The 26,802-nt window shown below is 56.6% G+C and carries 18 protein-coding genes and 2 pseudogenes; 11 read left to right on the top strand and 9 right to left on the bottom strand.

Translation table 11 applies throughout. The annotated features are described in order from the left end of the window. The 9 genes and pseudogenes from TQ39_RS17710 to TQ39_RS17750 all read right to left on the bottom strand — a co-directional run. Nucleotides 1–516, bottom strand: a pseudogene (locus TQ39_RS17710) (uroporphyrinogen decarboxylase family protein); the annotation flags it as partial. A 39-nt stretch (nt 517–555) separates the two neighbouring features. Then, nucleotides 556–1,617, bottom strand: a complete 1,062-nt coding sequence (locus TQ39_RS17715; protein WP_050006517.1) for a uroporphyrinogen decarboxylase family protein — start codon at nt 1,615–1,617, stop codon at nt 556–558. Between the two features lie 27 nt (nt 1,618–1,644). Continuing rightward, entirely contained in the window at nt 1,645–2,490 is an 846-nt protein-coding gene (locus tag TQ39_RS17720) for a carbohydrate ABC transporter permease (RefSeq protein ID WP_050006518.1), read from the bottom strand. 17 nt (nt 2,491–2,507) lie between these two features. After that, on the bottom strand, nt 2,508–3,404 hold the full coding sequence (locus TQ39_RS17725) for a carbohydrate ABC transporter permease (protein ID WP_050006519.1): 897 nt from the start codon (nt 3,402–3,404) through the stop codon (nt 2,508–2,510). A 73-nt stretch (nt 3,405–3,477) separates the two neighbouring features. Next, on the bottom strand, nt 3,478–4,824 hold the full coding sequence (locus TQ39_RS17730; RefSeq protein WP_050006520.1) for an ABC transporter substrate-binding protein: 1,347 nt from the start codon (nt 4,822–4,824) through the stop codon (nt 3,478–3,480). Between the two features lie 206 nt (nt 4,825–5,030). Continuing rightward, on the bottom strand, nt 5,031–6,038 hold the full coding sequence (locus TQ39_RS17735) for a uroporphyrinogen decarboxylase family protein (protein ID WP_050006521.1): 1,008 nt from the start codon (nt 6,036–6,038) through the stop codon (nt 5,031–5,033). A gap of 152 nt (nt 6,039–6,190) precedes the next feature. Beyond that, complete coding sequence (locus TQ39_RS17740) at nt 6,191–7,780, bottom strand: extracellular solute-binding protein (protein WP_009325275.1); 1,590 nt, start codon at nt 7,778–7,780, stop codon at nt 6,191–6,193. A gap of 87 nt (nt 7,781–7,867) precedes the next feature. Then, entirely contained in the window at nt 7,868–8,770 is a 903-nt protein-coding gene (locus TQ39_RS17745) for a carbohydrate ABC transporter permease (RefSeq protein WP_050006522.1), read from the bottom strand. Between the two features lie 21 nt (nt 8,771–8,791). Then, complete coding sequence (locus TQ39_RS17750; RefSeq protein WP_009325273.1) at nt 8,792–9,739, bottom strand: ABC transporter permease; 948 nt, start codon at nt 9,737–9,739, stop codon at nt 8,792–8,794. 484 nt (nt 9,740–10,223) lie between these two features. Between TQ39_RS17750 and TQ39_RS17755 the strand changes: the two genes are divergently transcribed. From TQ39_RS17755 to TQ39_RS17805, 11 genes and pseudogenes are all read left to right on the top strand, one after another. Then, complete coding sequence (locus tag TQ39_RS17755) at nt 10,224–12,524, top strand: hypothetical protein (RefSeq protein ID WP_050006523.1); 2,301 nt, start codon at nt 10,224–10,226, stop codon at nt 12,522–12,524. Nucleotides 12,525–12,566: 42 nt separating this feature from the next. Continuing rightward, entirely contained in the window at nt 12,567–14,366 is a 1,800-nt protein-coding gene (locus TQ39_RS17760; protein WP_050006524.1) for a hypothetical protein, read from the top strand. 48 nt (nt 14,367–14,414) lie between these two features. Beyond that, nucleotides 14,415–15,560, top strand: a complete 1,146-nt coding sequence (locus TQ39_RS17765; RefSeq protein ID WP_009325267.1) for a trans-sulfuration enzyme family protein — start codon at nt 14,415–14,417, stop codon at nt 15,558–15,560. A gap of 25 nt (nt 15,561–15,585) precedes the next feature. Continuing rightward, complete coding sequence (locus TQ39_RS17770) at nt 15,586–16,641, top strand: glycoside hydrolase family 88/105 protein (protein WP_009325265.1); 1,056 nt, start codon at nt 15,586–15,588, stop codon at nt 16,639–16,641. Nucleotides 16,642–16,686: 45 nt separating this feature from the next. After that, on the top strand, nt 16,687–18,312 hold the full coding sequence (locus TQ39_RS17775) for a hypothetical protein (protein ID WP_009325264.1): 1,626 nt from the start codon (nt 16,687–16,689) through the stop codon (nt 18,310–18,312). A 192-nt stretch (nt 18,313–18,504) separates the two neighbouring features. Further along, entirely contained in the window at nt 18,505–20,595 is a 2,091-nt protein-coding gene (locus TQ39_RS17780) for an AraC family transcriptional regulator (protein ID WP_167541547.1), read from the top strand. A 50-nt stretch (nt 20,596–20,645) separates the two neighbouring features. Next, nucleotides 20,646–22,961 carry a glycoside hydrolase family 2 protein gene (locus TQ39_RS17785; protein ID WP_050006526.1) on the top strand — a complete coding sequence of 772 codons (2,316 nt, stop codon included), beginning with the start codon at nt 20,646–20,648 and terminating at the stop codon, nt 22,959–22,961. Nucleotides 22,962–22,992: 31 nt separating this feature from the next. Beyond that, nucleotides 22,993–24,030, top strand: a complete 1,038-nt coding sequence (locus TQ39_RS17790; protein ID WP_050006527.1) for a uroporphyrinogen decarboxylase family protein — start codon at nt 22,993–22,995, stop codon at nt 24,028–24,030. Nucleotides 24,031–24,035: 5 nt separating this feature from the next. Further along, complete coding sequence (locus tag TQ39_RS17795) at nt 24,036–25,166, top strand: uroporphyrinogen decarboxylase family protein (RefSeq protein ID WP_050006528.1); 1,131 nt, start codon at nt 24,036–24,038, stop codon at nt 25,164–25,166. Between the two features lie 88 nt (nt 25,167–25,254). After that, nucleotides 25,255–26,256 (top strand): ROK family protein, encoded by a 1,002-nt coding sequence (locus TQ39_RS17800; RefSeq protein ID WP_050006529.1) that lies wholly within the window; start codon nt 25,255–25,257, stop codon nt 26,254–26,256. A 27-nt stretch (nt 26,257–26,283) separates the two neighbouring features. Next, nucleotides 26,284–26,802 (top strand): annotated as a pseudogene (locus tag TQ39_RS17805) (uroporphyrinogen decarboxylase family protein); the annotation flags it as partial.

Raw genomic sequence — 26,802 nt, forward strand, 5'->3', positions numbered from 1 at the left:
AAGGTCCATGTAAATGTTCTCCATACCGCGGATCATGCCGGTGTTGTTCATCACATCGGAGACGCCGGGGTGCCCGAAATGAACGGCTTTATGGCGGTAAAGCTTGCAGCGGTCAAGCAATTCATCATAGTCGAAATCGTCCGGGTCCGGCACGGGCCAGTTTGCAATGGTCTCGTCATCGGCTTCCGCCAGCGGGAAATCGCAGTGGTCCCAATAACCGCCGTCCTGGTTTGGCACCCAGCGCTGTACAGCGCCGGTGAGGGGATGGACACGCCGTCCCTCCCGTGGAGAAAACAGCGGGCGGCCCGTGTAGCGCGGCATCAATTCCTTGAAGTCCACGCCCAGCGCGTCATCCACAGCATCTTTGTCCGCCGGTACGCCCAAAGCCGCCGCAACACGCTTGTGAATGGCGGGGTTGGCAAGATAATTGACGGGCACGCGGTCTGCTTTTTCATGGTTGAACGTGCGCAGCACACGCTCCTTGGCGGTCATGCTTCCCTGGAATATTCCGATCATTGCAGCCTTTTCCTCCTTTTGTACGGCACTGACGTCCTGTCAGCGCACAGGGAATTCACGCGCGAACAGTGCCGCCATATCCTGTGCATCCTCCATGCAGGACGCGTCGTACCATACGATGGTTTTCTGGCTCTTCAGCAGCTCGAAATTGCTCTCGATCTCCCCGCGCGTCAGCCGCAGCACGGGAACAGGCCCCGCCAGCGCCTCGCGGTTGCGTTTATAGACCTCGACGGCCCGGTCGGTGTTGGGGTCGGACGAAAGCTCCATGGCACGGATGCCCGGGATAGACGCAATGGCGGGAAGTGAATGTTCGCTGAGCGCATGCGTGTGCATGAAGGCAGAGTCATAATGCGTGCATATTTCCTGTGTGAGCGGGCGGCCGAATTCCTCGAATTGCGCCCGGGAGATCATGGTCGTGGTGTCCTCGGAGAGCTGTCCCACGGCCCTGCCGGGCAGCCATTCTCCAAAGCCGGTGATGGTGCCGCCGAATACCTGTCCCGCGGCTTCAAGCTGCTTGTCGTAATACCATACAAGCGCGTGCGCGCAATACTTCAGAAGCTCTTTCAGCGCGTCGGGGTCTTCATAAAAGTCATAAAAGAAATCGCTGCCCCGCAGCGTGTTTGCCATTTCCAGGGCGCCCGAAACACCGCGCGTCATCGGGAAAAACTGTCCTTCATACCGTTCGCGCAGATATGCGATGCCGTCCACAACAAGGCGCAGCGACTGGTTGGCTTCATCCATAGCCAGGGCGGAAAGCCCGCATGCGTCTTCCAGCACCGGGTCCTGCCAGCTGGTGTCCTCTCCAAAAGTGACCTTTCCGCCCAGGAAGGCGCTGTGCTCCGCAATGCCGTACCACGGCGCGAGGGCCGGCAGGGTATCGTCTGCCAGGCCGTCCCGCAGCGCCATCGCATGCAGCAGCCGCGCGGCGCGATCATCCAGATAACGGCGCATGTCCTTGGGAAAGTTATAGTCTGTAAGGCACAGCGCGGGCTGGGGCTGGGTGGCAATTTCCTTTACCTTCAGCAGTGCACAGCCCGCGGTGTTTGTTTCATAAAAGGCGCGTGTCTTATCGGCCACCGCCTGCATCCTTGCCATATCCATATACCGGTACGCTCCTTTTCCGGGAGGTTATCCCTTGATGCCCGAGGTGGCCACGCCTTCGGTGAGATATTTCTGCATAAAAGCGAAAATCAGGAAGATGGGAACCAGCGAGAGTGTGGACATTGCAAACAGCGCGCCATAATCCGAACTTGAGGTTTGGTCACAGAAGAGCTTCAGCGCCAGGCTGATGGTGTATTTTTCTGTGCGCTTCAAATACAGCAGCGGCCCCATATAATCGTTCCAGCGGTTCATGAACGAGAAAATCGCAACGGTTGCGATGGCTGGAGTGGAGAGCGGCAGGATGATGCGCGAGAAGATGGAATAATACGAGCAGCCGTCGATTTTCGCCGCTTCGTCCAAATCCTTGGGGATACCATCCATGAAGTTCATCAGCAGATAGACGAAAAAGCCCTGTGTAGCAAAGTAAAATTCAGCAATGAGCGGGCTGTATGTATTGATCCATCCCAATTGATTGTACCACAGGTATTGCGGGATCATCAGGATCTGCCCCGGCAGCATCATGGTGAGAAGCACCAGCGCAAACAGCAGGCCCCGCAGCCGAAAGCGCAGGCGCGAAAGCCCGTAGGCCACCAGAAGTGAAGACACGATGGAGCCGACCGTTCCCATGGCGGCCACGAAAAATGTGTTTTTGAAGAAGGTGGCAAAGGTCGTGTGAGAAAAGCCTTTCCAGCCGTTGGCGTAGTTTTCCAGCGTGGGCTGCGTAGGCAGCAGCTGTCCCGCAGTGTGGAAGATCGTGCTGCTTTCTTTAAAGGAGCTCATCACCATCCACAAAAGGGGATAGATCATCACAAAACCGACCGCAAGCACTACGGTGTGGTAGGCAATGCGGGAAATCCTTTTTTTTGCGCGCATGTTGTTATTCCCCCTTCTTATTCATAGACCCAGTATTTTTTCGTCTTGAACAGGAGGCCTGTGAACAGCGCTACCAGCACGAGCAGGATCCAGCCCATGGCGGCCGCATAGCCGACCTTGCTGTACTCAAAAGACTGCTGGTACATGTACAAAACGTAAAACAACGTGGAATTCATGGGTTTCCCGTCCGTGATGATCTGCCCCTGGGCAAACACCATAAAGCCGTTGATGAGCTGCATGACGAGGTTAAAGAAAATCGTGGGCGTAAGCAGCGGCAGCGTGATGCGGAAGAAGGTGTAAATGCCGCCGGCGCCGTCCACACGCGCCGCTTCGTAAAGTTCCGGGGGAATCTGTTTCATAGCGGACAGAAAAATGAGCATGGACGAACCGAACTGCCAGACTGCCAGCAGAATGATGACCCACAGGGCGGCTGTGGTACTGCCCAGCCATGCGAACTGGATGCCGAGGAGCTTGTTGACAAGGCCGTCCACCGCGAACATGCGCTTCCACAGGATGGCAACGGCCACCGAGGAGCCTAGGATAGAGGGCAGATAATACGCGGCACGGTAAAACGGTGTCAGCTTGGTGCCTTTCAGCAGAATCAGCGCCACGATCAGCGCAAACACCAGTTTGAGCGGCACAGAGATGAATGCGAATTTCAGCGTGACGCCCAGAGCCTTGTAAAATGTGGGGTCCTGGAAAATGTCGATGAAGTTTTTGAGACCCACCCAGCGGGCGGGCTTTAGAATGTTGTAATTGCAGAATGCGTAATACAGGGATGTTGCCACCGGGACAATGACAAAAAACAGAAAGCCGAAGATAAAGGGGGCCGAAAAAATATAGCCTGCTGTTTTTTCTTTATAAAGCCAGCCGTTTTTTGCGTACCCCAGCTTGGAATTTCGCTCTTTTTTCATGTTGACCCTCCGCGTCGTTTGATAAAAATGCCAGCCGGACTTTTGGAAAAGGCCGGCTGGCGGTATAGATTCCTTACTGGGCGGCTGCCTCGCTCATAATGCGGTTGCCTTCTTCAAACAATTCCTGTGCAGCCGCTTCAGCCGTGATTTCGCCGTAGTACACTTTTTCTTCAAGGTCCGTGATCAGGCTGGTGACCTCGCTGCTGCCGGCGCCGGCGGGCGGGTTGGCCGGAGAGCAGTTCGGCGTGATGACGTCGTTGATGTAGGTGAAAATCTTTTTCTGGATATCAGAAAGGCCCGGCTCAATGGCCTTGGCAGCCTCGCTGGAAGCGGGCACGCCCGGCTCGGCCATGATGATCTCGTTCGCTTCGGGAGAGTTGATCCACCAGTTCAGCAGGGCGACGGCCTGGTCGATGTTGCCGCCCTGGTTGGGAATGCACCAGCTCATGGCCTCGCGCAGGTAGTTGGATTCCTTCGGCTTTTCCAAAGGCCAGGTGGTCAAGGCAAGCTCAATTCCCTCCGGAGCGGCCTGCTGCATGGCATCGGCCTGGTTGGAGTAAAAGAAGCTGCACCAGGAGCTCGTTTCCGGAGTGGTGCCGTAAATGATCGGCTGCTCTTCGGTGGCGTCCAGGCCGACCGTCAGGCTGTAATCCATCAGCCAGCCCTCTTCACGGCCGCGCTCAAGCAGGGCGAAATAGGGCTGCAGCTCTTCGGCGCTTTCCACGCCGAGCTTGTCTGTCTCAAACAAAATCTTGCCTTCGCCGCGCACCAATGCTTCAATCATTGTGGCTGGGTTGCTGATGAAGCTGCGGTAACCTGTTTTTTCGTAGATCTCGGCGCACTTTTCAGCGAACTGGTCCAGGTTCATATTGTCCTCAATGGTGATGCCGGCCTCATCCAACAGGGTTTTGTTGTAAATGAGCGAGGGAGCATTCATACCCGCACAGATACCGTACAGCTTTCCGTCGATCGTTGTAGCGGCCAGAATTTCCTCCGACACATTGGAAAGATCCAGCGCGCCGCTTTCCACATACGGCGTCAGGTCGACGAGCAGGTCGCCGTCCACGTACTGCTGGTAATAAGCGCCCTGCAGCATGGCCATGTCCGGCATGTCATTGCTGGCGGCGGCTGCGGACAGCGCCGTCAGGTGGTCGCTGAAGCCGTTTGTCTGGCTTTCGATGGTGACGCCGGGGTTCTGCTCCGCGTAAAGGTCCAGAGCGCTCTGGAATTTTTCATTGCGTCCCTGGCTGCCCCACCAGGCTACGACAAGGTCGCAGGGTTCAGCCGCCGTGCCTGTGCTGGAAGCGGGTGCAGCGGAATCTGCGGATGTGCCGGTGCTGCTGGACGTGCCGCCGCAAGCGGCCAGGCCCAGGGCCATCACGCAGGCGAGCGCCATGGCGGTGATTTTTTTCATCTTCATAACATTGCTCCTCCTTTGTTTCTCTGTAACGTTTTTCCCGAATTGGGTTTAATTTAATTATATATTTTGTATATGTTTTTCCTATTTGCAAAACCGAGGAAAAACGTAAAAAAACCTACTTTTTGCAGAAAAGCCCGGCCTATTTCCAATAGGACCGGGCCTTTCTGTGGGGAGCGTCTTAATTTCCGCAGCCTCTGGCGCAATTTTTACTTTTTGCAGTCCGCGCAGGCCTGCGCGCCGTATTCTTTCATCAGCGCTACATAGGCGCGGTAATTTTCCAGCGGCGTGCCCGGGGGCGTCTGATGGTCCATCGCCGGCAGGTATTTGCCTTTGCGGATCGTTGGCAGCAGGCGCTCCAGCTCCGCGCGGATCTCTGCCGGAGTGTGGAACATACACATCTTGTTAAAGCTGCCAATCATGAGGAAATCGGGGTACAGATCACGGATCTTGGCCACATCCACGCCGGACTGGCGCTCCAGAGGCAGGATACCGTCGATACCCGCCTCGATGAACCAGGGCACCGCGCTGGTAATATCGCCGTCGGAATCGATGAACACGCGGGTGCCGTGTTTCTTGATCTCCGGAATCAGGCGACGGTAATATGGCAGGAGAAATTCATCAAAAAGCGCTTTGGAGAGCATGGGCCCGTGGTTGTAGCTCATGTCCTCCGCGATGGTCATGAAATCAGGCTTCACATATTGCGCCATTTCGTCCACCATCCGTACCTGCCACTCTACAAGCTCGTCACAGATGTGGTGGTACAGTTCCGGGTAGTCATAAAAGGAATAAAAATGCTGTTCGATGCCGAACAGGACGCGCGGCCACCAGAAGGCGCCGTCCAGCGTATACCATACAAGCGTGTCGCCGCTTTCGTGCGGAGCGCGCAGCGCATTCAGCTGGGACGCAAGGCGGGATACTGCATTTTCAGGCAGCAGATAGGGACGTACGGCGTCATAGTCTGATTCATCCGTGATGATGCCGCTGCCGTGCGAAGCATCCTTGGGGCAGCCCTCTGCCTTGTGGGCCAGCCAGAACTGTTTGTGGTGTGCCAGGCCGAAATAGTCCTGCATCTGACGGTCATCCAGCCCTTTCGGCAATCCTTCGCCGTACCAGCCGTCCAACGTTTTATCCCACCAGTACGCCCACTCCAAGACGGGCATCCCATCCACCGGCGCTCCGTCCATAATGGCATGGAATTGTTCTCTAACATTCATAATGCTACCTCTTTTGTCTCAAGTTGATATCTGTGCGGCAGAAGAATACTGCGGCAGCCAGTGAAAACGGCGGTGCTCCGGCAGAAAATGTCCCCGCTTCCAAAAGGAGGCGGGGAATTTTCTGTAAATGCTGTTTACAGGCCGGCCGTTTTTCAGCCGTTCGCAGCTTTGTAAGCGTTCATGGTTTCGATATAAGCCGCCTCGGCGTCTGCAACAGAGGGGAAGTATACGTCATTCAGGAAGGCTTCCAGATCTTCTTTGGAAATCTCGCCCACCACGTAGCTGACTTCCATCTGCTCTTTCTGGGAGGCGATATCGGGGTTTTCTGCAGCCCAGTTGTCAATCTCGGGGCATTTCACAACAGGGATGTCGATCTGTTCGACAGCAGCCTGGAACGCCGTCAGGCTGTTCATGGCGAACTCGTTCAGTTCAGGCGTATTGGCAAGGGAAAGAGCCTGTCCCTGGTAAGCATTGGCGAAGTTCATATAAGTGCTTACATCGGCGGTGCGGTTCTCCTGCTGCTCAGCAGTAACGATCAGCTCGCGCTTCGACAGATCGTAGGACTCATAGTCGGTGCCCTGCACGCCGGCGGCGATGGTGACAAAGCCCTCTTCGCTGTTGGCCCAGTCCAGGAAGGACAGGATACGCGGCAGCTTTTCGGGGTCCACATCAGCGTTGATCATCCAGCCGCCCCAGGTCGCGGCAGCGGCTTCATTCCGGGGCTTTTCGTCGTTTTCGCCCTTGAGCGCGGGATGGAAGCTGTAGATCTCCGCGGCATTGGGAACGTCCTTCGCGGCAAATTCAGGAATATTGGTAATGCCGCCATGCAGCAGCGCAACGCGGCCCTGCTTGAACTTGGTCTGGTCGTCGTAATATTTGTTGGTGAAGAATTCAGGGTCAATGATGCCTTCAGCATACATTTTGCGCATGAAATCCAGATAGGGCATGTAGCCGTCCATTTTTTCCTTGATCTTGTATTCGCCGTCGCGGTCGGGCAGGTAGGACGCGGCGTGCTGCAGGGAGAACGGCAGGAAGGGGAAGATCATCCAGCAGTCCGCCCACAGGCCGTACGGGGAATACAGGAACGTATCGTTCTTGCCGTTTCCATCCGGGTCCTGTGTAGCGACCAGCTTGCCGTATTCATAGGCTTCCTCCGGTGTGGTGGGCATGTCCACGCCGAGTTTCTCCAGCCATTCGTCATTGGAGATCACGCCCCAGGAGGCGCTGCCGGTGGGACGGGGCACGGCATAGATCTGGCCGTCGGCACCGCCGACACGGGCCTTGCCCCACTGGCCTTCGCTGATGTTGGCCATCAGGTTGGGATAGTCTTCAATGTACTCGTCCAGCGGGAGGATCAGGCCGTCATTGGCCCATTTTTCGTAGTTCTGGTCGAATTCCCAGGTGTAAATGATGTCGGGCAGATCGCCGGAGGCCATTACAAGCTGCAGGCGGTCGGTATAGTTGCTGATCGGCGGTGCTTCGATCTCCAGCGTGACGCCGGTCTTTTCAGCCACGGCCGCCAGCATGGGGTTGTCGTCAAGAACGATTTCAGCGTTTACGCGGTTCAATACGGTGATCGTGATGGGAGAATTATCCGGCTCCGCGGAAGCCGTGGAGCTGCTGCCCGTGCCGGCCGCAGACGCGGAGGCGGCGGGTGTGGAAGAAGAGCTTGACGAACATGCGGTGAAGGGTACCATCAGCATGATCGCGGCAAGAGCCAGGGCTAAAATGCGCTTTTTCATGGAACATCCTCACTTTCTTTCATTTGGGTTTCTATTATTTCTGCACTGCCCGGTGCAGAATAATACAGGAAGAATATACAGGCGGACTCAGCCTTTTACAGAGCCCATGAGCATCCCTTTCATGAAATACTTCTGCACGAAAGGATATACGCACAGGATAGGGATGATCGTAAAAATGATGATTGCCATTTGCAGTGTGAACGGCTGCGCCAGATCTTCTATCGCAGTGGCGGACTGATGCACCATGCTGGTGCCGCTTTCCGCAACCATCTCGCGGACGATCAGCATCAAGGGCCATTTGTCACGGCTGTTGATATACATGGTGGCATTGAAATATCCGTTCCAGTGTCCCACAGCGTGGAACAGCGTAAAGGTGGCCAGCGCGGGCTTGCACAGGGGGACGATCACCTTCCACAGGATCTGCAGCTCGTTGGCACCGTCGATGTAGGCGGCTTCTTCCAGGCTGGGAGGGATGGCCGCCACAAAGTTGCGCATCAGAATCAGGTTATATGCGCTGATGGCGCCCGGCAGGATCAGCGCCCAGTAAGTGTCCAGCAGCTTGAGATTCCGAATCAGCATATAGTTGGGGATCATACCGCCGTTGAAGAACATGGTAAAGGTGATCAGGGCCATGATAACATTGCGCCCCTTAAGATTGCGCTTGGAGAGCGGGTAGGCGGTGATGCAGAGCAAAAAGATGTTGAGCGCGGTCCCCACAACGGTGACAAAGATGGTGGAGAAATATCCCGTTTTCATCAGGGGAAAGGTGAACAGCTCTTTGTAAGCGGTGAATGTGACCTCCGGCGGAAAAAGGCGCAGAGGGTCAGCCAGATAATCTTCATAGGGGGTGATGGAATACATGAATACATAAAACAGGGGGAATATGCAGACTGCTGCGCAGAAACCGAGGAAAAGGTGGTTGAAGATGGAAAATGTCCTGTCTCCAAACGACCGTTTGATTTTGTTGGAACGTTTTGCCAAAGCAAGCATGCCGGGGCGCCTCCTCTCAAATTAGAAAATCGTTTCTTCACCCATTTTTTTGGAGATGAAGTTTGTCGTCAACAGGAATATCATGCTGATAACAGACGCGAACAACCCGACGGTGGTGGCGAAGGAGAACCGGCCGCCCAGCAAGCCAACACGGTAGGTGTATGTTTCAAATACCTCGGACACGGCAAGGTTTTGCGTGTTCTGCAGCGTATAGATCTGTTCAAAGCCGTTGGACATGATGCTGCCCATGCGCAGGATCAGCATCAGGATAACAGTGGTCTTTATGTTGGGCAGCGTAATATGGATCAGGCGCTGCCAGCGGTTTGCGCCGTCAACTGTGGCGGCTTCATACTGTTCCACGTCAATGCCTGTAATGGCCGCAAGGTAGATGATGGTGCCCCAGCCTGCTTCTTTCCAGATGGAGGAGATTACCGCGGTGGTGCGGAAATATTTGGGGTCGCCCAGGAAAAAGATGGGGTCAAATCCCAATTGCTGGATGATCTGGTTCACCACACCCCACGTGGGGGAAAGGAAGTTTACCAGAATGCCGCCAATCACCGCCCAAGAAAGAAAATGGGGAAGATAAATGGCGGTCTGCGTTATTTTTTTGAACCGTTTCCCGCTAATCTCGTTCAAAAGCAGAGCCAGAATGATGGGAATGGGAAACTCGAATACCAGCCGGAGGAAACTGAGGCAGAAGGAGTTCCAGAATACGCGGTAAAAATCGTTGAGACCGAACATATATTCAAAATTTTCCAGCCCGATCCATTCGCTGCCCAGAATGCCTTTTTTAAAATTGAAGTCCTTAAAGGAGATGATAACGCCGTACATGGGAAGATAATGAAAAATCAAAAAATACAGAACGGCGGGCAGCAAAAGCAGATATAAATATTTGTACCGCCAGATATACCGCATGGAAGCCTGGAACCGGCTGTGCATCGTTTGCGGCTGCAACCGGGAGTGTCTCATAAGGTGACCATCCTTCCTTCAAGCGCGCGTCTGCCGCGCACCGTGTCTCTTTTCGAGTCTTATTGTACGGCATGCCAATGGGATTTGAATATAGCAATTTGATTAAATGCACAATAAATTTTTGATAGTGGATTGGTTTTTGTGCAAATGGCGGTATAATATTATTCAAAAATAAATTTATTATTGCAATCCTGTAAATAAACCGTAAATGGCGGCAAAATTGCCGGGTTCTGGCAAAAAGCAGCGGCAAAAGAGGAGGGCGGCGACGCCCCTTTTTACTGCGGTATACCGGCAAAATACCGCTTCGGCTGCAAAGAACAGGCCGTGTTGTGCAAGGCGCACAATTAATATCACTGGCTTGGCTATTTTACTATTGCTTTAAACGGTGCGGATGCTTTATCATGCAAGTGAAAGAAGGCGCCCCGATGTTGGAATGGGCCGTCTTCAGAGTACAAACCACGAGGGATATTAGGGAGTGAGAAATATGTTGAAGCAGGAATACGCACAGCATATTGCGGAAATGTCGCAGCGGGTACGGTGCGAAGAATGGGCGGAGCTTGAAAAAAACAAAGAAGATTTTTTCGAGACAGGGAACACGTGGGCCCTTTCCTGGCTGGGGCATCTGACGGTGCTGGACGCGGCAATGTATCATTATACAGGAAAAGCGGAATGGCTGGAACGGGTAAAAGAATGCCTGGGAATATTTTTCTCCGTGCAGGATGAGCTGGTGCAGCGCTATGAGGATGGCTCCTTACCTTTTATATATAAGCAGGAGGATGGGAAGCCCATCGAAGGTCCCTCTAAAAATCCGCTGGAGGTGTTGGAGGAAAATGATACGGATCCCTGGCATTTCCAGGTGGTGGAAACGATTTTCTCATTTACTCCGGTGCTGCGCGGGCTGTACATCATCGGCCGCGACGCATTCACGCAGGCGGAATGGAACAGGCTGGAGACCTTGTGCTATGCGGAGATCAACCACATCTTCCGCGACTGCGAATGGGGACGGCACAACCGCGCCACATTGCGGGCCATCGCGCTGCTGCTGTTTGCAAGGCTGTTCCCGCAAAACGCGTCCGCCGCGCGCTGTCTGAAGCTGGCGGATATGCTGTTTGAAGACAGCCTCGGCAATTGGTCCATCGAGGACGCCACAAGCTATCTGGGCCTGTGGGTGAACAGCATCGCGGAGTACACTCAGTACCGCGGTGTATGGAATTTCCGGATCGAGCAGATCCTGAGCTATTACTGCCATTACTATACGGCGATGCTTCTGCCGTCGGGCGGGCTGCCGGAATTCGGCGATACAAGGTTCGATTCGGGCACTTCCACGTGCCTGAGTTTGGGTGCGATGGAGCTGATGGCAAAGCGGCACAATGACGGTGTGCTGAAATATGCCATTGAGCGCCAGTTCCGCAACATGGTGAAAAACCGTACCATGGACAACGGCGTACAGTATGAACGGGGCATGACGAATGCTTTTGTATGGGCGGACGACAGCATCCAGCCGGAAGAACCGGGGCTTCTGAGCTGTGAGGTGCTGGACGAGCTGGTGGGAAAGAAGGCTGTTTTCCGCGACGGCTGGCGTGAGGATTCCACCTATCTTCTGTACAATTACAGGGACGTGGGGCCCTACGGCAAACTGACAAGGGATTACTTACAGAATACCATCCCCGTCCATGCAGAAAAGCCGCATCATGGGCACGCGGATGAGCAGTCCATCTGTGCGCTGTGCTCGGGCGGTGCGGTGCTGCTGCGGGACGGCGGCTACCGGGACAGCTTTACCACGAACGGCCATTACCGTGCAGACTTTTACCACAACAGTCTGGTGATGCGCAACGGGCGGATGTTCCGGGAAAACGGCTTTTTGGAATATGCTGAAAATATCGGCGATTATCTGCCTGTGCGTACGGAAAAGCTGTTCTTCCATCAGTTTGCAGGCGCTGAGGTCATTAAGACGCGGCTGTATGACGATTTCCACAATGCAGACGCCGACCGCCACATCGTTTATCTCAAAGCGGCAAATGCGTTCGTAGTGGTGGACACCGTGCATCCCCGGGCAGCGCAGGAAATGACGACAGGCGTGATGTACCACGCGGAACATATTTCTCCGGTGGAGCCGGGCGTGTACCGTGTGCAGGAGGAGACGGCTGAGGGGCTGATGCATTTCCACCGCTACAAATCCGCATCCCGCGCCCACGCGCAGCAGTCTCTGTGTATTGCATTTGCCGGTGAAGGCGTTTCATATTCCATGGAGGCACAGCGCCGCAACTACCGACAGGAGACGGCGCTCTCCTGCTATACGAGCCGGTACTACGGCGCGGATGAGTATTATTCCTATGTTTCCCTGTTGATTCCCGAAACAGGCGAAACGAAGCAGGAGATAGAGGCGCAGCGCGCCCGGGCGCTTGGAATCGTCCATTCCCTGCGTACCGCTCACACCCGCATGGGACGCAGTCTGACGGTGCAGCTCAAGGCGGATGGGCTGGAGTATACCATCGGCATCCAATGCGACGACGGGGCGTGTATCGAGGACAAAAATCTGCGCCCAACATACTCTTATGAGGTGGGGCGCGCAAGCTACGGTGCGTTCGAGACGGATGCAAAATTCCTTGTCAGCGACGGCCGTACCTACGGTATGATCGATGGGAGCCGTGTGGATCACCGCGGTAAGACGCTGTTTTCCGCCTATCCCAACCGCTGCAACCAGCTGGACTTTGTGACAGTGCTGCAGCGCGCGGGAACATGGGGCAGCTATGAGGATGTATTGGCCGGGCAGCCGGAACATTAAAAATGAAACAAAGGCGTCAACGGAAGAAAGAGGGAGATACGCATGGAAAAGAAATATATGCTGCATTTTTTCCACGAACGGAATTACGAGCCCCAGAGCCTGCAGGCGTTTGAGCGGGAAGCCGTACAGGCCGCGCAGGCAGGGGCGACACACATGTACGTAATGGATGTGCCCAAGCGCTTTGAGGAGTGGTCGACCCATCCGGGCGACCCCTACCCCAACTGGGGAATGCTTCAGACCTGCCTGTTCAAGCTGGTGGTGCCAAGGGCACTGGAGCCCTATTTGGATGCAGACTACGCGCGCAGAAACCTGGAGCTTGTGCGCAGGCGCAGCGAAATTGTAAAAAAATACGGCATGCAGGCGGCTGTGGTCGTCATCGACCCGTTCTATCTGCCCGAACAGGCGTATCTGGACCACCCCGCCTGGCGCGGCCCGCGATGCGACCATCCGCGCCGCTCCCGCGACATGTATTTCTCCCCCTGTATTGACAATGAAGAGGTGCGCGGGCTGTATTATGAAGCCATGCAGCGCCTGTGCGCCGAGGTGGACATCGGCTTTTTCCAGATCATCACCAACGACAGCGGCGCGGGCGTGTGCTGGTCCACGGGCTTGTACAACGGTCCCAACGGGCCCGAGGCCTGCCGCAAGGTGAGCATGGCGGACCGGATTGTTGGTTTCCTGCAGGTCCTGTACGACGCCGCTCGCTCCCAGGGGCGTGAAACACTCATTGATATCACAAGCGATATCTTCGGCTACAAGGCGCCGGAGGCTTCCATGGACGCCGCTTGGACCAGCCTGAAGCCGGGCCAGCTTGTGACGGGCCGTGATATGCATGGAAAAAAGCCGGTATACCATATGCTCAGCGACCTCATCGAGCATGTGCGTCCGATGCAGACGTTGCCCATGACAGTGGATTTCGTTCGCAAGCTGCATGCGGCGGCCGGCTCTGAAAGCGAATACATCAAGGCTGTGATCCACCGCTCGGAGTTCAATGAGTATATACGCATTTTGGACGCATACCGCGAGATGCGGCCTCAGGATACCGCACAGCTGATGAATGTGCTGCGGCATGTGGCGGCACAGATCGTGGGCGAAGCGCAGGCCTCCAAGCTGCTGGATGCATGGTGCGCACTGGATGACGCGGCGCGGATCATGTCCGACCTGCATTTTGACAATTTTATCTGGATGCCGCTGATCGCGGAGCGCGTCATCAACCGTCCTCTGGTCCCGGTACCGGCCGCACTCACCGAAGAGGAAACAGCATATTACGCTCCGTTCCTGTTCCAGGCGACGACCGAAGAGCAGGCCCGTGACCTTTTGAATATCCAGGGCATGGATTTTGTGAAGGGTTTCACGGCCACGCGCATTCTGAGGCTTTCTGTACTTAAAATGACGCCGGCTTTGGAACGCGCCGCCGTACTGTTTGAAAGCATTGAAACCGATGACGACGCAGTGCGGGGCAAGCTGGCGGTCACAGCCCGGCGTGTGCGTGTGCTGCTGTGTCTGTCCCGTACGCTGAGCAATGCCGCATGCTACCAGGACGTGCTGGATCACACCAGGCCGGACGAGCAGCCCGCATACAGCACAGAATGGCCCATTGAGGGCGACGCGCGCATCAGCAGGCTGGGCGAGCTTGCGCGTGCAGAAATAGACAATACTTACGAGCTGCTTCGTTTGATGGATGGGGAGCCGGGGGCATTCTTCCCCATAGTGGCGGACGATGCGCATGAGGACGCGTTCCTTCTTTCTGCGCAGCTGCCCCGGCAGCTGGTGCAGAAAGCACAGATCATGCTGGCGCACATGCGCGATGTGGATAAGATCTACGAGAGCAAGAATAAATAAGAAAATAAATTCCCCCGTGGCAATGCGGGGGAGCAAGAGGCGATTACAATGAAAAAACCATGCCGCCCGGCAGATATCTGCGCGCATTTGGGCGATGATTATGACCGTTACCTGGGGGCCATCGTGCCGCCGTTGTTCCAAAACACACTGTTCACCCGCAAGCATGAGGAGCATGGGTACAGCTACTCGCGCATCAACAATCCCACCATCGAGATCCTGGAAAAAAAGCTGGCTGCGCTGGAGCATGCGCCCGCAGCACGTGTGTTCGCCTCCGGCATGGCGGCCATCACAGCCACATTGTCCTCACTGCTGCACTCGGGCGGCCATGTGCTGGCTCTGCGCAGCGCCTACCATCCCGTCATCGGCTTTTTGGATACAGAGATGAAAAAGTATGGCGTGGAGGTAACATATCTGGAGCGCTTTACGCCGGAAGAGATCGAGCGCAGCCTGCGGCCGAACACCAGGGTGTTTTATCTGGAATCCCCATCGTCCAATATTTTTCGGGTGCTGCCGCTGCGCGAGATCGCAGCCCAGGCGCACGCCTGCGGCGCGGTAACGGTGATCGACAATACCTGGGCAACGCCGTTGTACCAGAAGCCGCTGGAACTGGGAATCGATTACAGCATCCATTCCGCGACCAAATATCTCGGCGGCCACAGCGACGTGCTGGGCGGCGTGGTGCTGGGCAGCGAAGAGCGTATGGACGCTCTTCGCGGCGGACAGCGCGCTTCCTGGGGCGCGTGCATGGACCCGTTTGCCGCATGGCTGCTCATCCGCAGCCTGCGTACTTTGGAGGTGCGCATGGCGCGGCACAGCGCCTCGGCAGATAAGGTGGCGCGTTTTCTGCAGGAACATCCCCGCGTGCGCAGCGTGTGCTACCCGGGCCTGGAAACAGACGAAGGACATACGCTGGCTCAAACACAGATGACAGGGTACAGCGGCCTGATGAGCTTCGTGCCGGATGCAGACAACGAAGCCATCCACGCGATGGTAAAATCCCTCGATGTTTTTGAGGAGGGGCCGAGCTGGGGCGGCTTTGAAAGCGTCGTAAACACGCCGGGCCTGAACCCGAACCGGGAGATGTTGCAGTTTGAAGGAATCCCGCAGGGACTGGTGCGCATTTCGGTGGGGCTGGAAGACGCGGATACGCTCATTGAGGACCTGGACCGCGCGCTCAACACGCTGCCGCGCTGAATGAGAGAAAGGAAGTGACAGGGAGATGGACCGCACGGAATTATACCGGGTGAGCACGCAGATACTGGAGAATATCATCAACGACGAAAAGAATGACAACAACATCCTGTTCGATATGGATATCTGGGATTGGTCCCAGGGAGTGGCGCTGTACGGCATCTGGAAATACTACAGGCTCACCGGAGAACGGCGGTATTTGGAGTATCTGACACAGTGGTTCGATACCAAGCTGAACAGACCCATCGTACACAACATCAACACGATGGCGCCGCTGCTCACACTGTGCTTTTTGTACGAGGAAACAGGCAGGGAAGAGTATCGTGACTACTGTGAGTCCTGTGCAGAGTGGCTGCTGGACGGCCTGCCAAAAACCGAGATGGGCGGGTTTCAGCATGTCACCATCGACTCTGACAACAACCAGCAGCTTTGGGCGGACACGGTATTCATGGCGGTGCTGTTCATGGGGAAGATCGCTTCCATCACGGGCGACGAGCGGTACGCGGGAGAATGCAAAAAGCAGTTTATGCTGCACATACACTATCTCTCGGATAAAAAGACAGGGCTGTGGTGCCACGGTTGGTCGTTTGAGCGCATGGACAATTATGCAGGCGCATTTTGGGCGCGTGGAAATTGCTGGTTCACCATCGCGGCGGCCGAGCTGCCGGGCCTGCTGGAGCTGGAGGAGTGGGAGAGCGACCTGATCCTGGATGCTTACCGCGCACAGGCGGCGGCTCTGTGCCGCTATCAATCCCCGGATGGGCTTTGGCACACGCTGGTGGACCGGGAAGATTCTTATCTTGAGGTTTCCGGCTCCTCGGGCTTCGCCTACGGGCTGCTGAAAGGTGTTCGCGCGGGGCTGCTGCCTGCGTCGTGCAGAGATGCGGCGCTGCGCGCCGCACAGGCGGTGCGGGCTCATATCGGGCCCGACGGCCTGGTGGGGCAGGTGTCCTACGGTACCATCGTGGCGGATACGCTGGAATATTATAAAAATGTTCCTCTGCGGCCCACAGGTTATGGCCAGAATCTGGCGCTTATGATGCTGGTGGAGCTTTTGGTGTGGGACGCGCAGGGCCTGCTGTGAGTTGCCCACGCGGAACACAACATATAAATAAAGAAGGTAATGAGAATGGATTTATTGCAGCGCAGCGTTGCAGAATATGAAAAAGAATTTGAAATGCTGGAGAAGTACCAGATCACCGACCCGCAGGACCCGGATTTCGGCGGATACTACAACAAGGATTTCGGCGTAGTGGCGCAGAACTGCGGCTCGGCCGCGGCAAAACCGATGACGCTGTATTTCTGCCCTCAGAGCCGGTATTACAAAGACCCCCGCGCACTGGCCTGCGCCGACGGCCTGGTGCAGCATCTTCTGAACCACCTGCACCCCGACGGCACGATGGACTATTATTCCTGCAATTTTCACTCTGCGCCGGACACAGCGTTTGTCACACTGGCGCTGGCAAAGCCCGCCAAGCTGGTAAAGGCCGAGACACCAGAGGAAAAAGCATTTCAGAAAAAGCTGTTTCTTGTGCTGCGCCGCATGGGCGACGGCATGGTGGAGGAAGGGTTCCATACTCCGAACCACCGCTGGGTCATCTCGGCCGCGCTGGCACTGCTCAATACGCTTATGCCCGACGAGCGCTATGTGGCGCGCATCGATCAGTATCTGGCCGAGCATATTGATTGCAATGAGGACGGGGAATATGCCGAGCGTTCAGCGGGCGGATACAACGAGATCAACAACCGCGCGTTGCTGATTTTGGCGCAGGATCTGGGAAAAACAGAGCTGCTGGAATATGTGCGCCGCAATCTGGAAATGATGCCCGTCTTTTATCACACGGATTTTTCTATCTTCACCGAGAACTCCCGTCGGCAGGACAAGGGCACCGCACCCTACGCGGAAAAATATGCTTACCAATACCTGTTGTGCGGCCATGCACTGCATGATGAGGCGCTGCGCGCCATAGGTACGGCGCAGCTTGAGGCCTGTATCCGCTGCGGCCGGCCTTTTCCGCTTGCGGCAGAGGACCTGATGCTGTTTCCGGAGGCCTTTCAAAACCTGCCCGCCCCCGCCGGTCCGGAGTTGTTTGAGGTGGACCGGCTGCTGAAGGGCTCGGGCCTTTTGCGCCTTTCCCGAGGAGGCCTCAACCTGTGGGCGGTGGAGCGTCAACCCGCGTTTCTGTTCCTGAAAAAGGGCGGCATCGATTTTTACATCAAGGGCGGCATCAGCTTTTTCAACTGCCGCCACCTCTTGATGGAGAATATCCGTCCCTGCGGGGACGGTTACGAGATGGAATATGAGGGCACGGGCCAATATTATCAGCCCTTCGGTGAATATCAGGGCACGAACGACTGGTGGGAGATGGACCACTCCAGGCGCAGGACGTCCGGTCATCTTTCAGTGAAGGTGAAAGCCACCGTCACGCCGGTGGACGACGGCTTTGATATCCGCGTGCAGACCTGGGGCTGCCCCGCCTCCACCATCCGGTTTGAGTTCGGCATTCTGCCCAATGTACTTATCCGCGGCGAAGGATATCGCATTCCGGCGAATGCCGGAGGCTCTTTGGTCGCCGCAAAGGGCGAACTGGAATTGTTTGACGGAAAGGATACGGTTTCCGTCGGGCCGGGGTTTGCTGTGAATGACGTGATCAAGGGGCTTTTTGGCGCCGTGCCGGCGTCGGAGGACCGGTTCAACCTCTATTTCAACGACGTGACAAATTTTGACCGCCGTTTTTCCATCCGTGTGAAATAATACCGGCGCTGCGGGGCGCGAGAGTCGTTTTTGCGCTCTGGCTGAAAGGACTTTTGACAAGGACCGTAAACCCATATACTATTAAAGAGTGAAATTTTGCAGGCAGGAGTGCCGTGCGCCGCAGCAGCGGCACGCGGCGCCGGCATTGGCCTGCCGGAAAAAGCGGGAATGTGGAAAGGGATACGGTGGAGGATGAAGAATTCTTTTTTCAGAAAATATAAAAATGAGTTTGCACTTTACAGGATCAGGAAAAAACTGCTGACGATCATTGCGGTGCTGCTGGTGGTTTTTGCCATGCTCACGATGCTGCTTTTTTATTTATCTGAACGCAGCTCTTATCAGAAAAACATGGCCGAATCCAACGAGATCATGGCGAGCCAGATGGCGTCCGTATATGAGCTGTACATGCAGAACGTTAAAGAGATCGCACACGATACAGCTTTCAACAATCAGGAGCTGTTCCATCTTTCGGCCGGGGAGCGGCAGGATCCGCAAGCCAAAACAAAGATATTGGACATGCTGGGTTCCATCAGTGTGATGAACCCGTATGTCCATTCGGCATATCTGTATTATGAAGAAGAGGGAATGGTGTACAGCTCTATCTCCATGCCATATTCCATCACTCCACTGGAAAATTTTGGCGACAAAGTGGTTTTTGAGCAGGATTCCGCAGCGAAGCCATATCAAGTGGCTCCGCATCTGCTTCATTCCACAGCAGCAATGTCGGATCTGCGCAAGCAGCCGCTCATCATCAGCTATGTTGTGCCGACGGCCAGCCGGAACGGCACGGTCTACCTGTGCGTAAATGTGAACACCCGTTCGCTGTATTCAATGATCCTGCGGGATTTTGAGCTGGAACAGAATAAGAATTTTTATATCGTCGACAAGGAAGGCTACGTGGTTTTCCATCGGGATTCGGAATATCTGTTTGTGAAACAGGACGAGCTGCCTCAGAAGGATGACGTGATCCGTTCCGAGGCATATTCCAGCATTTTAGGCTTCACATTTGTGTTTGAGAGCACGGTGCCGCCGCTGGAATCCGGCCTTCTGCGGTTTTCCTCCTGGATTCTGGGCGCGCTGTGCGTGACGATGGTCGTGGCCATCGTATCGGTTATATATTCCACTCTGCCCATCCGCAAGATGGTGCAGGTGGCTAAAAAATCGAATCTGAGGGACTTCCTTGCGAAGTCGGGCGGTTCGGCCGATACTACGTTTTGGGACAGGTCGATGCAGGAGTGCAAAAACCATGTGGTGGGAGTGTTCCGCATCGCATCGCATGCGGACGCCGAGGAATTTTTGAACCAAAGCATCAAAATGTCCGCGGAAAACGAGAAGGATTACCAATTCCTCGTCATCAAGATGTCCGGCGAAACCATAGCCATCATCTTCGGCAACATCCGCCATTACGGGGACATTCAATTTCGCCAGCATGTGCGTACCCAGTGCGAAAAAATGTGCGCCACGTTCCGGGCGGGCGAAAAAGCTTACTGCGTGGTGTCCCAGGTGAAAACCGGGGTGGAACAGCTGCGCGACGGTTACCGGGAATGCTGCGAGACCTTCCGCTACCAATATCTGTTCCCCCAGCAGGTGATCGTTTGGGAAAAAATCGATACTGCTCTGCCCGGCTATCCTTTCCCCGTGCGTCACGAACGGCACATCATCAACAATCTGATGGCGGGCAAGGGAGAGGCGTGCCTGCGACACATCGACGAGATATTTGCGGATTTTCGCAGTGGTGATTACCTCATCAAGGACAGCGAGATCAACCGCTATTTGGCCGTGATGCAGGAAAACATCTCCCTGCGGCTGGAGACGCTGCCCATCCCCATAGAACGTCCCGCACGGCATGGCTTTGACGCGTGCGCGACATTGGACGAGGTGTACACGGTATTTGTGGGCTATGTTCACGAGATTCTCGTACAGATCACCAACCGCCCGCGCGAGCCGGAAAATAACGTCAACACAGTGGTCCTGGAATATATCGAAAAGAATTTCTGCCAAAATGATATCTGCCTGAGCAAAATTGCAGAGGAGCTTTCCCTTTCGGCAAACCTCATCAGCCGCATCGTGAAAGAGGCTTCCCACCGCAGCTTTTCCGAGTATATCACCTATAAGCGTATTCAGAGAAGCAAGGAGCTTTTGGCGGACGGCTCCATGAGCATCAATGCGGTGTCCGAGGCGGTCGGTTTTACCTATCCTTATTACTTTATCCGTAAATTCAAAGAGCTGGAGGGCGTTACGCCGGGCCAGTACATTGGCGCGCAGACGCCTTCGGACGGCTGAAATACCGCTCTCATAGCCGAGCCGGGCGCGGCGCGGGAAGGAGCAATAAAATGGAGAAATTGCTGCTTGACGGCAAATGGGAACTGCATTACGCGCCCGAGCAACCGCGAAAGACGACGGCGCAGGCGGTGAAGGAAGACCCGGCCTATACGCACATTGAGGCGAACGTACCGGGGAACGCGGAACTTGACCTATACGCAGCGGGCAAAGCACCGGAGCCATTTTGGGGAACGAACCTATATGCGTTCCGTCCCTATGAGTTTTACGAGTGGTGGTACACGCGCACGTTTTTTGCGCCGCAGGCGCTGGCGGACCGCGGCGCGGTGCTGTGCCTGGACGGCGTGGACACCTTTTCGACGGTGTATCTGAACGGGACGGCAGTGGGCGAGACGGACGATATGATGCTGGAATACCGGTTCGACGTCACAGGAGCGCTGCGGGAGGGTGAAAATGAGATCGCCGTGCACATCCGCTCCACGGTGAACGCCGCCCGGAGTATGGAGTACCCCATGGGCGTGCGCGGCCCGGGGTGGGAGCACACGGACGAGATGATCTGTGTGCGCAAGCCGGGCCATATGTTCGGCTGGGATATCGCGCCGCGCTTTGTGTCCGCCGGGCTGTGGCGGAGCGTTTCCATCTGCCCAAAGCGGGACACATATTTTAAAGAAGTGTACATGACAACGCTGCGCGCGGACAGGGAACGTGCGCAGGTACTGCTGAAGTTCCGTTTTGCAGCGGAAGACCCGATGCTGGAGGGGTTTGCGGTGCGGGTGCGCGGCACGTGTGCGGAAAGCTCTTTCTGCGAAACGGTACGCGTGAAGTTCTGCTCTGACGAACGGAGCTTCTGGGTGCGGGAGCCGAAGCTGTGGTGGCCCAGAGGCTACGGCCCGGCCAGCCTTTACCGAACGCAGGTGGAGCTGCTGCACCACGGAGAGGTGCAGGACGTGTGGGAGCTGAACCTGGGGATCCGTACATTCGAAGTACAGACGAATTTTGTGCCGGGTGACGACGGAGAATTCAAGGTGCTGGCAAACGGCGTGCCGATCCTTTGCAAGGGTGCGAACTGGGTGCCGCTGGACGCGTTCCACAGCCGGGACGCGCAGCGGTATGAACAGGCGCTTTCGCTGTTCCGCGAGACGAACTGCAATATCGTGCGGTGCTGGGGCGGGAACGTCTACGAAGACCACGCGTTTTACGATATTTGTGATGAGAGCGGCATCCTGGTCTGGCAGGATTTTTCGCTGGCATGTGCACTCTACCCGCAGACGGATGAATTTGCAAAGATCATCGAGCGTGAGGCTGCTGCGGCAGTCGTCAAACTGCGCAATCATCCCAGCATCCTGCTCTGGTCCGGCGACAACGAAGTGGACGCGATGTACTACAACTTCGGGTACGATCTGCCGCATGTGCGCAACAACCGCCTTACCCGCGAGGTGCTTCCGCGCGTGGCGGCGTCACATGACCCATTCCGCTTCTTTCTGCCGTCCTCGCCCTATATTCCGCTCACAGTGTCGGGTGATTTGAATGTGCCCGAGCAGCACAACTGGGGGCCGCGCGACTATTTCAAGGGGGACTTTTACCGCCATTCCAGCGCGCATTTCATCAGCGAGATCGGGTATCACGGCTGTCCGGCGGTGTCGTCTATGCGGCAGTTTATCCCGGAAAAGGACCTTTGGCCCATCCAAAATGACGCATGGGATGCCCACAACACCGAGTATACGCTGTGCATCCGGGACCGTGGGTACGACCGCAACCAGCTGATGGTGGACCAGGTGCGGGACATGTTTGGTACGGAATGCGAAAGCCTGGAACAGCTGGCCATGCTGTCGCAGATCAGCCAGGCGGAGGCGAAGAAATTTTTCATTGAACAGACGCGCCTGAAAAAATGGCGCAGGACGGGGATCATATGGTGGAATATGCTGGACTGCTGGCCGCAGATCTCGGATGCGGTGGTGGATTACTATTTCCACAAAAAGCTGGCGTTTTACTACATCGGCCGCGTGCAGCAGCCGGTGTGCATGGTCTGCGCCGAGCCGGAGAACTGGTGCCATAAAATCTTTTTGTGCAACGATTCCAACGAAGCGCACACCGTGCGGTATATCGTGCGGGACGGCGAGACGCGGGAAGCGCTGTGTATGGGCGAGGCTGTGTCGCCCGCCAATGAAAATGTCTGTGTGGGCAAGGTGAAGACCTATTCCGGCGTACAGCGCCTGATCGTGATGGAGTGGACGCTGGAGGACGGCCGGCGGGGGGCGAACCACTATGTGACAGGCTACCCGGCTTTTGATGCCCGGCGGTATGCCGTCTGGCTGGGGATCATCGAAAAGCTGGACACACCGTTCGACAGCGCGGGATGTTTTGCGTAAAAGGGCCGGAAAGACCCGGAGGAGAGACAGCATGACGAGCAGAGAGCGTGTTGAGGCGGCGCTGGCCTTTGAGCCGGTAGACAAGGCGCCGCTGGAATACCATCCGTGCGGGCGGGGCCTGTACGAGCACGGGGAAGCGTTTCGGCGGCTGCTGAAAGCCCATCCCGGCGATTTTGAGGATTTTTCGGACATGCCCATTCCGCGGCCGCCGGCAGAGGCCTGCGGCCCGGACGGAAGCTATCATGAGTACAAAACAGACGCCTGGGGCGTTACGTGGGAATCGCGCATTTTTGCCATGACGGGCCATCCGTACCGGCAGCCGCTGGCGGACTGGCGCGCGCTGGAAGGCTTCCGCTGTCCGCCCCACGCGCTGGCGGAGGATGCGGCGTTCGCCTCTTACGCAAAGCGCATCGCCCGCGTGCGTGAAACGCGGTATGCAAAAGACGGATGGTTCGGCTTTTTTGAACGGATGCATGCATTGCGTCCGTTTGAAGACGTGCTGATGGACGTGTACGACAATGAACGCGAGATCAACCGTCTGGCCGATATGCTGGTGGAATATGAGCTGGAGGAGCTGCGCCTGATGTGCGCGGCTGGCGTGGACGCGGTGCAGTTCGGGGACGATTTCGGCACGGCGCGGGCGATGCTGTTTTCGCCGGAGGTCTGGCGTTCGTTTTTCAAGCCGCGCTACCGCCGTTTGGTCCAATTCGCCAGAGAACAGGGAAAAGCCGTGTTTTTCCATACCTGCGGGTACGCGGCGCCCATTCTGGAGGACCTGCGGGAGATCGGCGTGAACGCGGTCTGGCCGCAGCTGACAGCCTATGATATGGAGGAGCTGGCTGCGCGGCTGCGCAGGCTTGGGCTGGCCTGCGCGATACACGTCGACCGCGCGAATGTGATGACGCACGGCACGCCCGCGGATGTGACGCGCGCCGTGCATGCGGCGGCAAAGGCGTTTGACGTTATGAACGGCGGCGCATATTTTTATGTGGAGACGGACAACGGCTTCCCGCTGGAAAATATCCGTGCCTTGCTGGAAGCCATTGGAGCATACAGGAAAGAGGCCTGAAGGAAATGGGACGCAGAGAAGATTTTGCGCGCACGATGCGCCATGAAAAACCGGAGAACCTGATCATAGATTTCGGGGGCAACCCGCTGTCTTCGATGGAGGGGGAGAGCGAGAACAAGCTGCTGGAATTTTTAGGGCTTGGGAAAAAACAGGGCGGGGACCTGCCGTTTGGAAAAACACGGCGCCTGGACGAGCGTCTTTTGAAGTATTTTGATATTGACACGCGTTCGGTCGGCGAAATATTTACCCCGCAGGACTCACATTTTCAGAAGATATCGGAAACGGAGTACATCGACGAATGGGGCATCCGCCGGCGGTTTACCGGGCTGTACTGGGAGAGCGTGAACACGCCGCTGAAAGGCGCGACGCTGGAAGAGCTGAACGCCTACCGGTTCCCGGACCCGGACTCCATTGATGAAAGGCAGATCGCGGCGCACGCGGCGCGTGCAAAGGAGTTGTACGAGACCACGGACTATGTCATCTGTGCGGAGCACCCGGTTTACGGGATCTTTGAGCTGGGGTGCTGGATGTGCGGCTTTGAGGATTTTCTGTACCGTATGGCGCTGGACGAGGAATGGATACACCGCTTTTTTGAACGTGTGCTGGAATACCAGAAGAAGGTCATCCAGCGGTATTACACGGCAGTGGGGCCGTACATCCACTACACGTCCAGCGGGGACGATTTTGCAACACAGAACGCGCCGTTCGTTTCGCCGGACATGTTCCGGGAGCTGGTAAAGCCGTATTTCAAGGAGCGCATCGCCTATACCAAGCGTTTTACAAAGGCGAAATACCTGCACCATTCCTGCGGAAGCGTATACAGGCTGATCGACGACCTGGTGGACTGCGGCGTTGAGATCCTGAACCCGATCCAGCCCAAAGCGGCGGACATGCAGCCGCGCGGGCTGAAAGCTGCCTACGGGGAAAAGATCGTCTTTCACGGCGGCATCGACACACAGGAGCTGCTGCCGTTCGCCAGCGAGAGCCAGATCGAAGAAACAGTACATGAGACCATCGAGATCCTGAACCGGGACGGAGGCTATATCTTTGCCGCGGCGCACAACATCCAGCCGGACGTGAACCCGCGCAGCCTGACCGTGATGCTGAACGCGGCGCGCAAGTACCGCAGGGCGTAAAGGGCGTGTGTGACATTTGCAAAATGCACGGCTTGGGGGGATGGAGGATGGCGGAGCAGGCCTTCCCGGCCGCAGGAGGAAAAGCAGAATGGAACAGCTGTATATCGGCATCGACATGGGAGGAACGAAATGCGCGGTGGTGGCAGGGCACGCGGACGGAAAGATTCTGCGGCGCATCGCGTTCCCTTCGGGCAAAGACGCACATCCGGACGAATTTCTGCCCCGTTTTTATGAGGCGATAGACGCGCTGCTGCGCGAGTACAACGGCGGCGCGGCGCCGGCGGCCGTGGGTGTGAGCTGCGGGGGCCCGCTGGACACGCGGCGCGGGGTGATCCAGGCGCCGCCGAACCTGCCGCTGTGGGACGAGGTGCCCATCTGCGCGCTGCTGTCGGAGCGGTATGGGTGCCCGGCATATTTGCAGAACGACGCGAACGCCTGCGCCATTGCGGAGTGGCGGTTCGGTGCGGGGCGCGGAACAAGGAATATGGTATTCCTCACGTTTGGCACAGGGCTGGGCGCGGGGCTGATTTTGGACGGGCGGCTCTACGAGGGCGCGAACGGCATGGCGGGCGAGGCGGGACATCTGCGGCTCGCGGCGGACGGCCCGGAGGGCTACGGCAAGCGCGGCAGCTTCGAGGGCTTCTGCAGCGGCGGAGGCCTGCGCCGGCTGGGCGCGCAGCGGCTGCGGCAGCTGCGTGCGGAAGGCGGGGACGCGGGATTCTGGCCCGCGCCGCGCGAGGCGGAGGCAGTGACGGCAAAGGACATCTGCACGGCCGCGCAGGCGGGCGACGGGACGGCGCAGGCCATCGTGGAGGAAAGCGCGGCGTATCTTGGCATGGGCTTGTCCATCCTCATCGATCTGTTCAACCCGGAACGGATTGTCATCGGCAGCATTTTTGCAAGGGCGGAGGCGCTGTTCCGGCCGGGCATGGAGGCGGTGATTGCCCGGGAAGCGCTGGCGCAGAGCGCGGCGGTATGCCGTGTTGTTCCCGCGCAGTTGGGCGATTCCATCGGAGACGTGGCGGCCCTTACTATCGCGATTGAATTTTCACAGAAAAACGGGAAATCTGTCACTGATTACGGTGCATAAAATCATACGGGAAAAGGGCGAGAGAAAATGATTCAGATCTACAACGGGACACTGACCTCCAAGGAACGAGTGCTGCGTACATTCAACCATGAAAAAGCAGACCGTGTGCCCATCGGATACTTTGCAAACCCGGGCATCCAAAAGCGCGTTGCGGCGGCTTTGGGCGTACCGGCGGACAAGGACAGCGTGAATGATGCGCTGGGCGTGGATTTTAAGGGCCTGATGCCCGCCTATACCGGAAAGCCTCTGTTCACGGCGCCGGGGCCGGAGCGCCATGTCCACCCGCTCACCGGAGCCGTCACGCGCTGGGTGGCGAACGAGGACGGCGGCTACTGGGACTACTGTGATTTTCCGCTGGCGGAAGCCGACGACGAGATCATCGCAAACTGGCCCGTGCCGGACCCGGATGATTTCGACTACGACGGCCTGCTGGAAAAGTGCAAAGCGTATGGACACAAGGCCGTCTACTTTGGACATCCCGGCATTTCGGACGTGATGAACAACACCGGCATGATCCGCGGTATGGAGAATATTTACATGGACCTC

Origin of the sequence: Ruthenibacterium lactatiformans, assembly GCF_000949455.1 — a bacterium.
Taxonomy (GTDB): domain Bacteria; phylum Bacillota; class Clostridia; order Oscillospirales; family Ruminococcaceae; genus Ruthenibacterium; species Ruthenibacterium lactatiformans.

What these genes read in the sequence shown, in the direction of transcription:
- TQ39_RS17765 (WP_009325267.1), top strand. Translation starts at nt 14,415, where the DNA reads ATGAAAAAACCATGCCGCCCGGCAGATATCTGCGCGCATTTGGGCGAT.
- TQ39_RS17775 (WP_009325264.1), top strand. Translation starts at nt 16,687, where the DNA reads ATGGATTTATTGCAGCGCAGCGTTGCAGAATATGAAAAAGAATTTGAA.
- TQ39_RS17795 (WP_050006528.1), top strand. Translation starts at nt 24,036, where the DNA reads ATGGGACGCAGAGAAGATTTTGCGCGCACGATGCGCCATGAAAAACCG.
- TQ39_RS17720 (WP_050006518.1), bottom strand. Translation starts at nt 2,490, where the DNA reads ATGCGCGCAAAAAAAAGGATTTCCCGCATTGCCTACCACACCGTAGTG.
- TQ39_RS17740 (WP_009325275.1), bottom strand. Translation starts at nt 7,780, where the DNA reads ATGAAAAAGCGCATTTTAGCCCTGGCTCTTGCCGCGATCATGCTGATG.
- TQ39_RS17725 (WP_050006519.1), bottom strand. Translation starts at nt 3,404, where the DNA reads ATGAAAAAAGAGCGAAATTCCAAGCTGGGGTACGCAAAAAACGGCTGG.
- TQ39_RS17735 (WP_050006521.1), bottom strand. Translation starts at nt 6,038, where the DNA reads ATGAATGTTAGAGAACAATTCCATGCCATTATGGACGGAGCGCCGGTG.
- TQ39_RS17780 (WP_167541547.1), top strand. Translation starts at nt 18,505, where the DNA reads ATGAAGAATTCTTTTTTCAGAAAATATAAAAATGAGTTTGCACTTTAC.
- TQ39_RS17760 (WP_050006524.1), top strand. Translation starts at nt 12,567, where the DNA reads ATGGAAAAGAAATATATGCTGCATTTTTTCCACGAACGGAATTACGAG.
- TQ39_RS17745 (WP_050006522.1), bottom strand. Translation starts at nt 8,770, where the DNA reads ATGCTTGCTTTGGCAAAACGTTCCAACAAAATCAAACGGTCGTTTGGA.
- TQ39_RS17730 (WP_050006520.1), bottom strand. Translation starts at nt 4,824, where the DNA reads ATGAAGATGAAAAAAATCACCGCCATGGCGCTCGCCTGCGTGATGGCC.
- TQ39_RS17755 (WP_050006523.1), top strand. Translation starts at nt 10,224, where the DNA reads ATGTTGAAGCAGGAATACGCACAGCATATTGCGGAAATGTCGCAGCGG.
- TQ39_RS17785 (WP_050006526.1), top strand. Translation starts at nt 20,646, where the DNA reads ATGGAGAAATTGCTGCTTGACGGCAAATGGGAACTGCATTACGCGCCC.
- TQ39_RS17800 (WP_050006529.1), top strand. Translation starts at nt 25,255, where the DNA reads ATGGAACAGCTGTATATCGGCATCGACATGGGAGGAACGAAATGCGCG.
- TQ39_RS17750 (WP_009325273.1), bottom strand. Translation starts at nt 9,739, where the DNA reads ATGAGACACTCCCGGTTGCAGCCGCAAACGATGCACAGCCGGTTCCAG.
- TQ39_RS17715 (WP_050006517.1), bottom strand. Translation starts at nt 1,617, where the DNA reads ATGGATATGGCAAGGATGCAGGCGGTGGCCGATAAGACACGCGCCTTT.
- TQ39_RS17770 (WP_009325265.1), top strand. Translation starts at nt 15,586, where the DNA reads ATGGACCGCACGGAATTATACCGGGTGAGCACGCAGATACTGGAGAAT.
- TQ39_RS17790 (WP_050006527.1), top strand. Translation starts at nt 22,993, where the DNA reads ATGACGAGCAGAGAGCGTGTTGAGGCGGCGCTGGCCTTTGAGCCGGTA.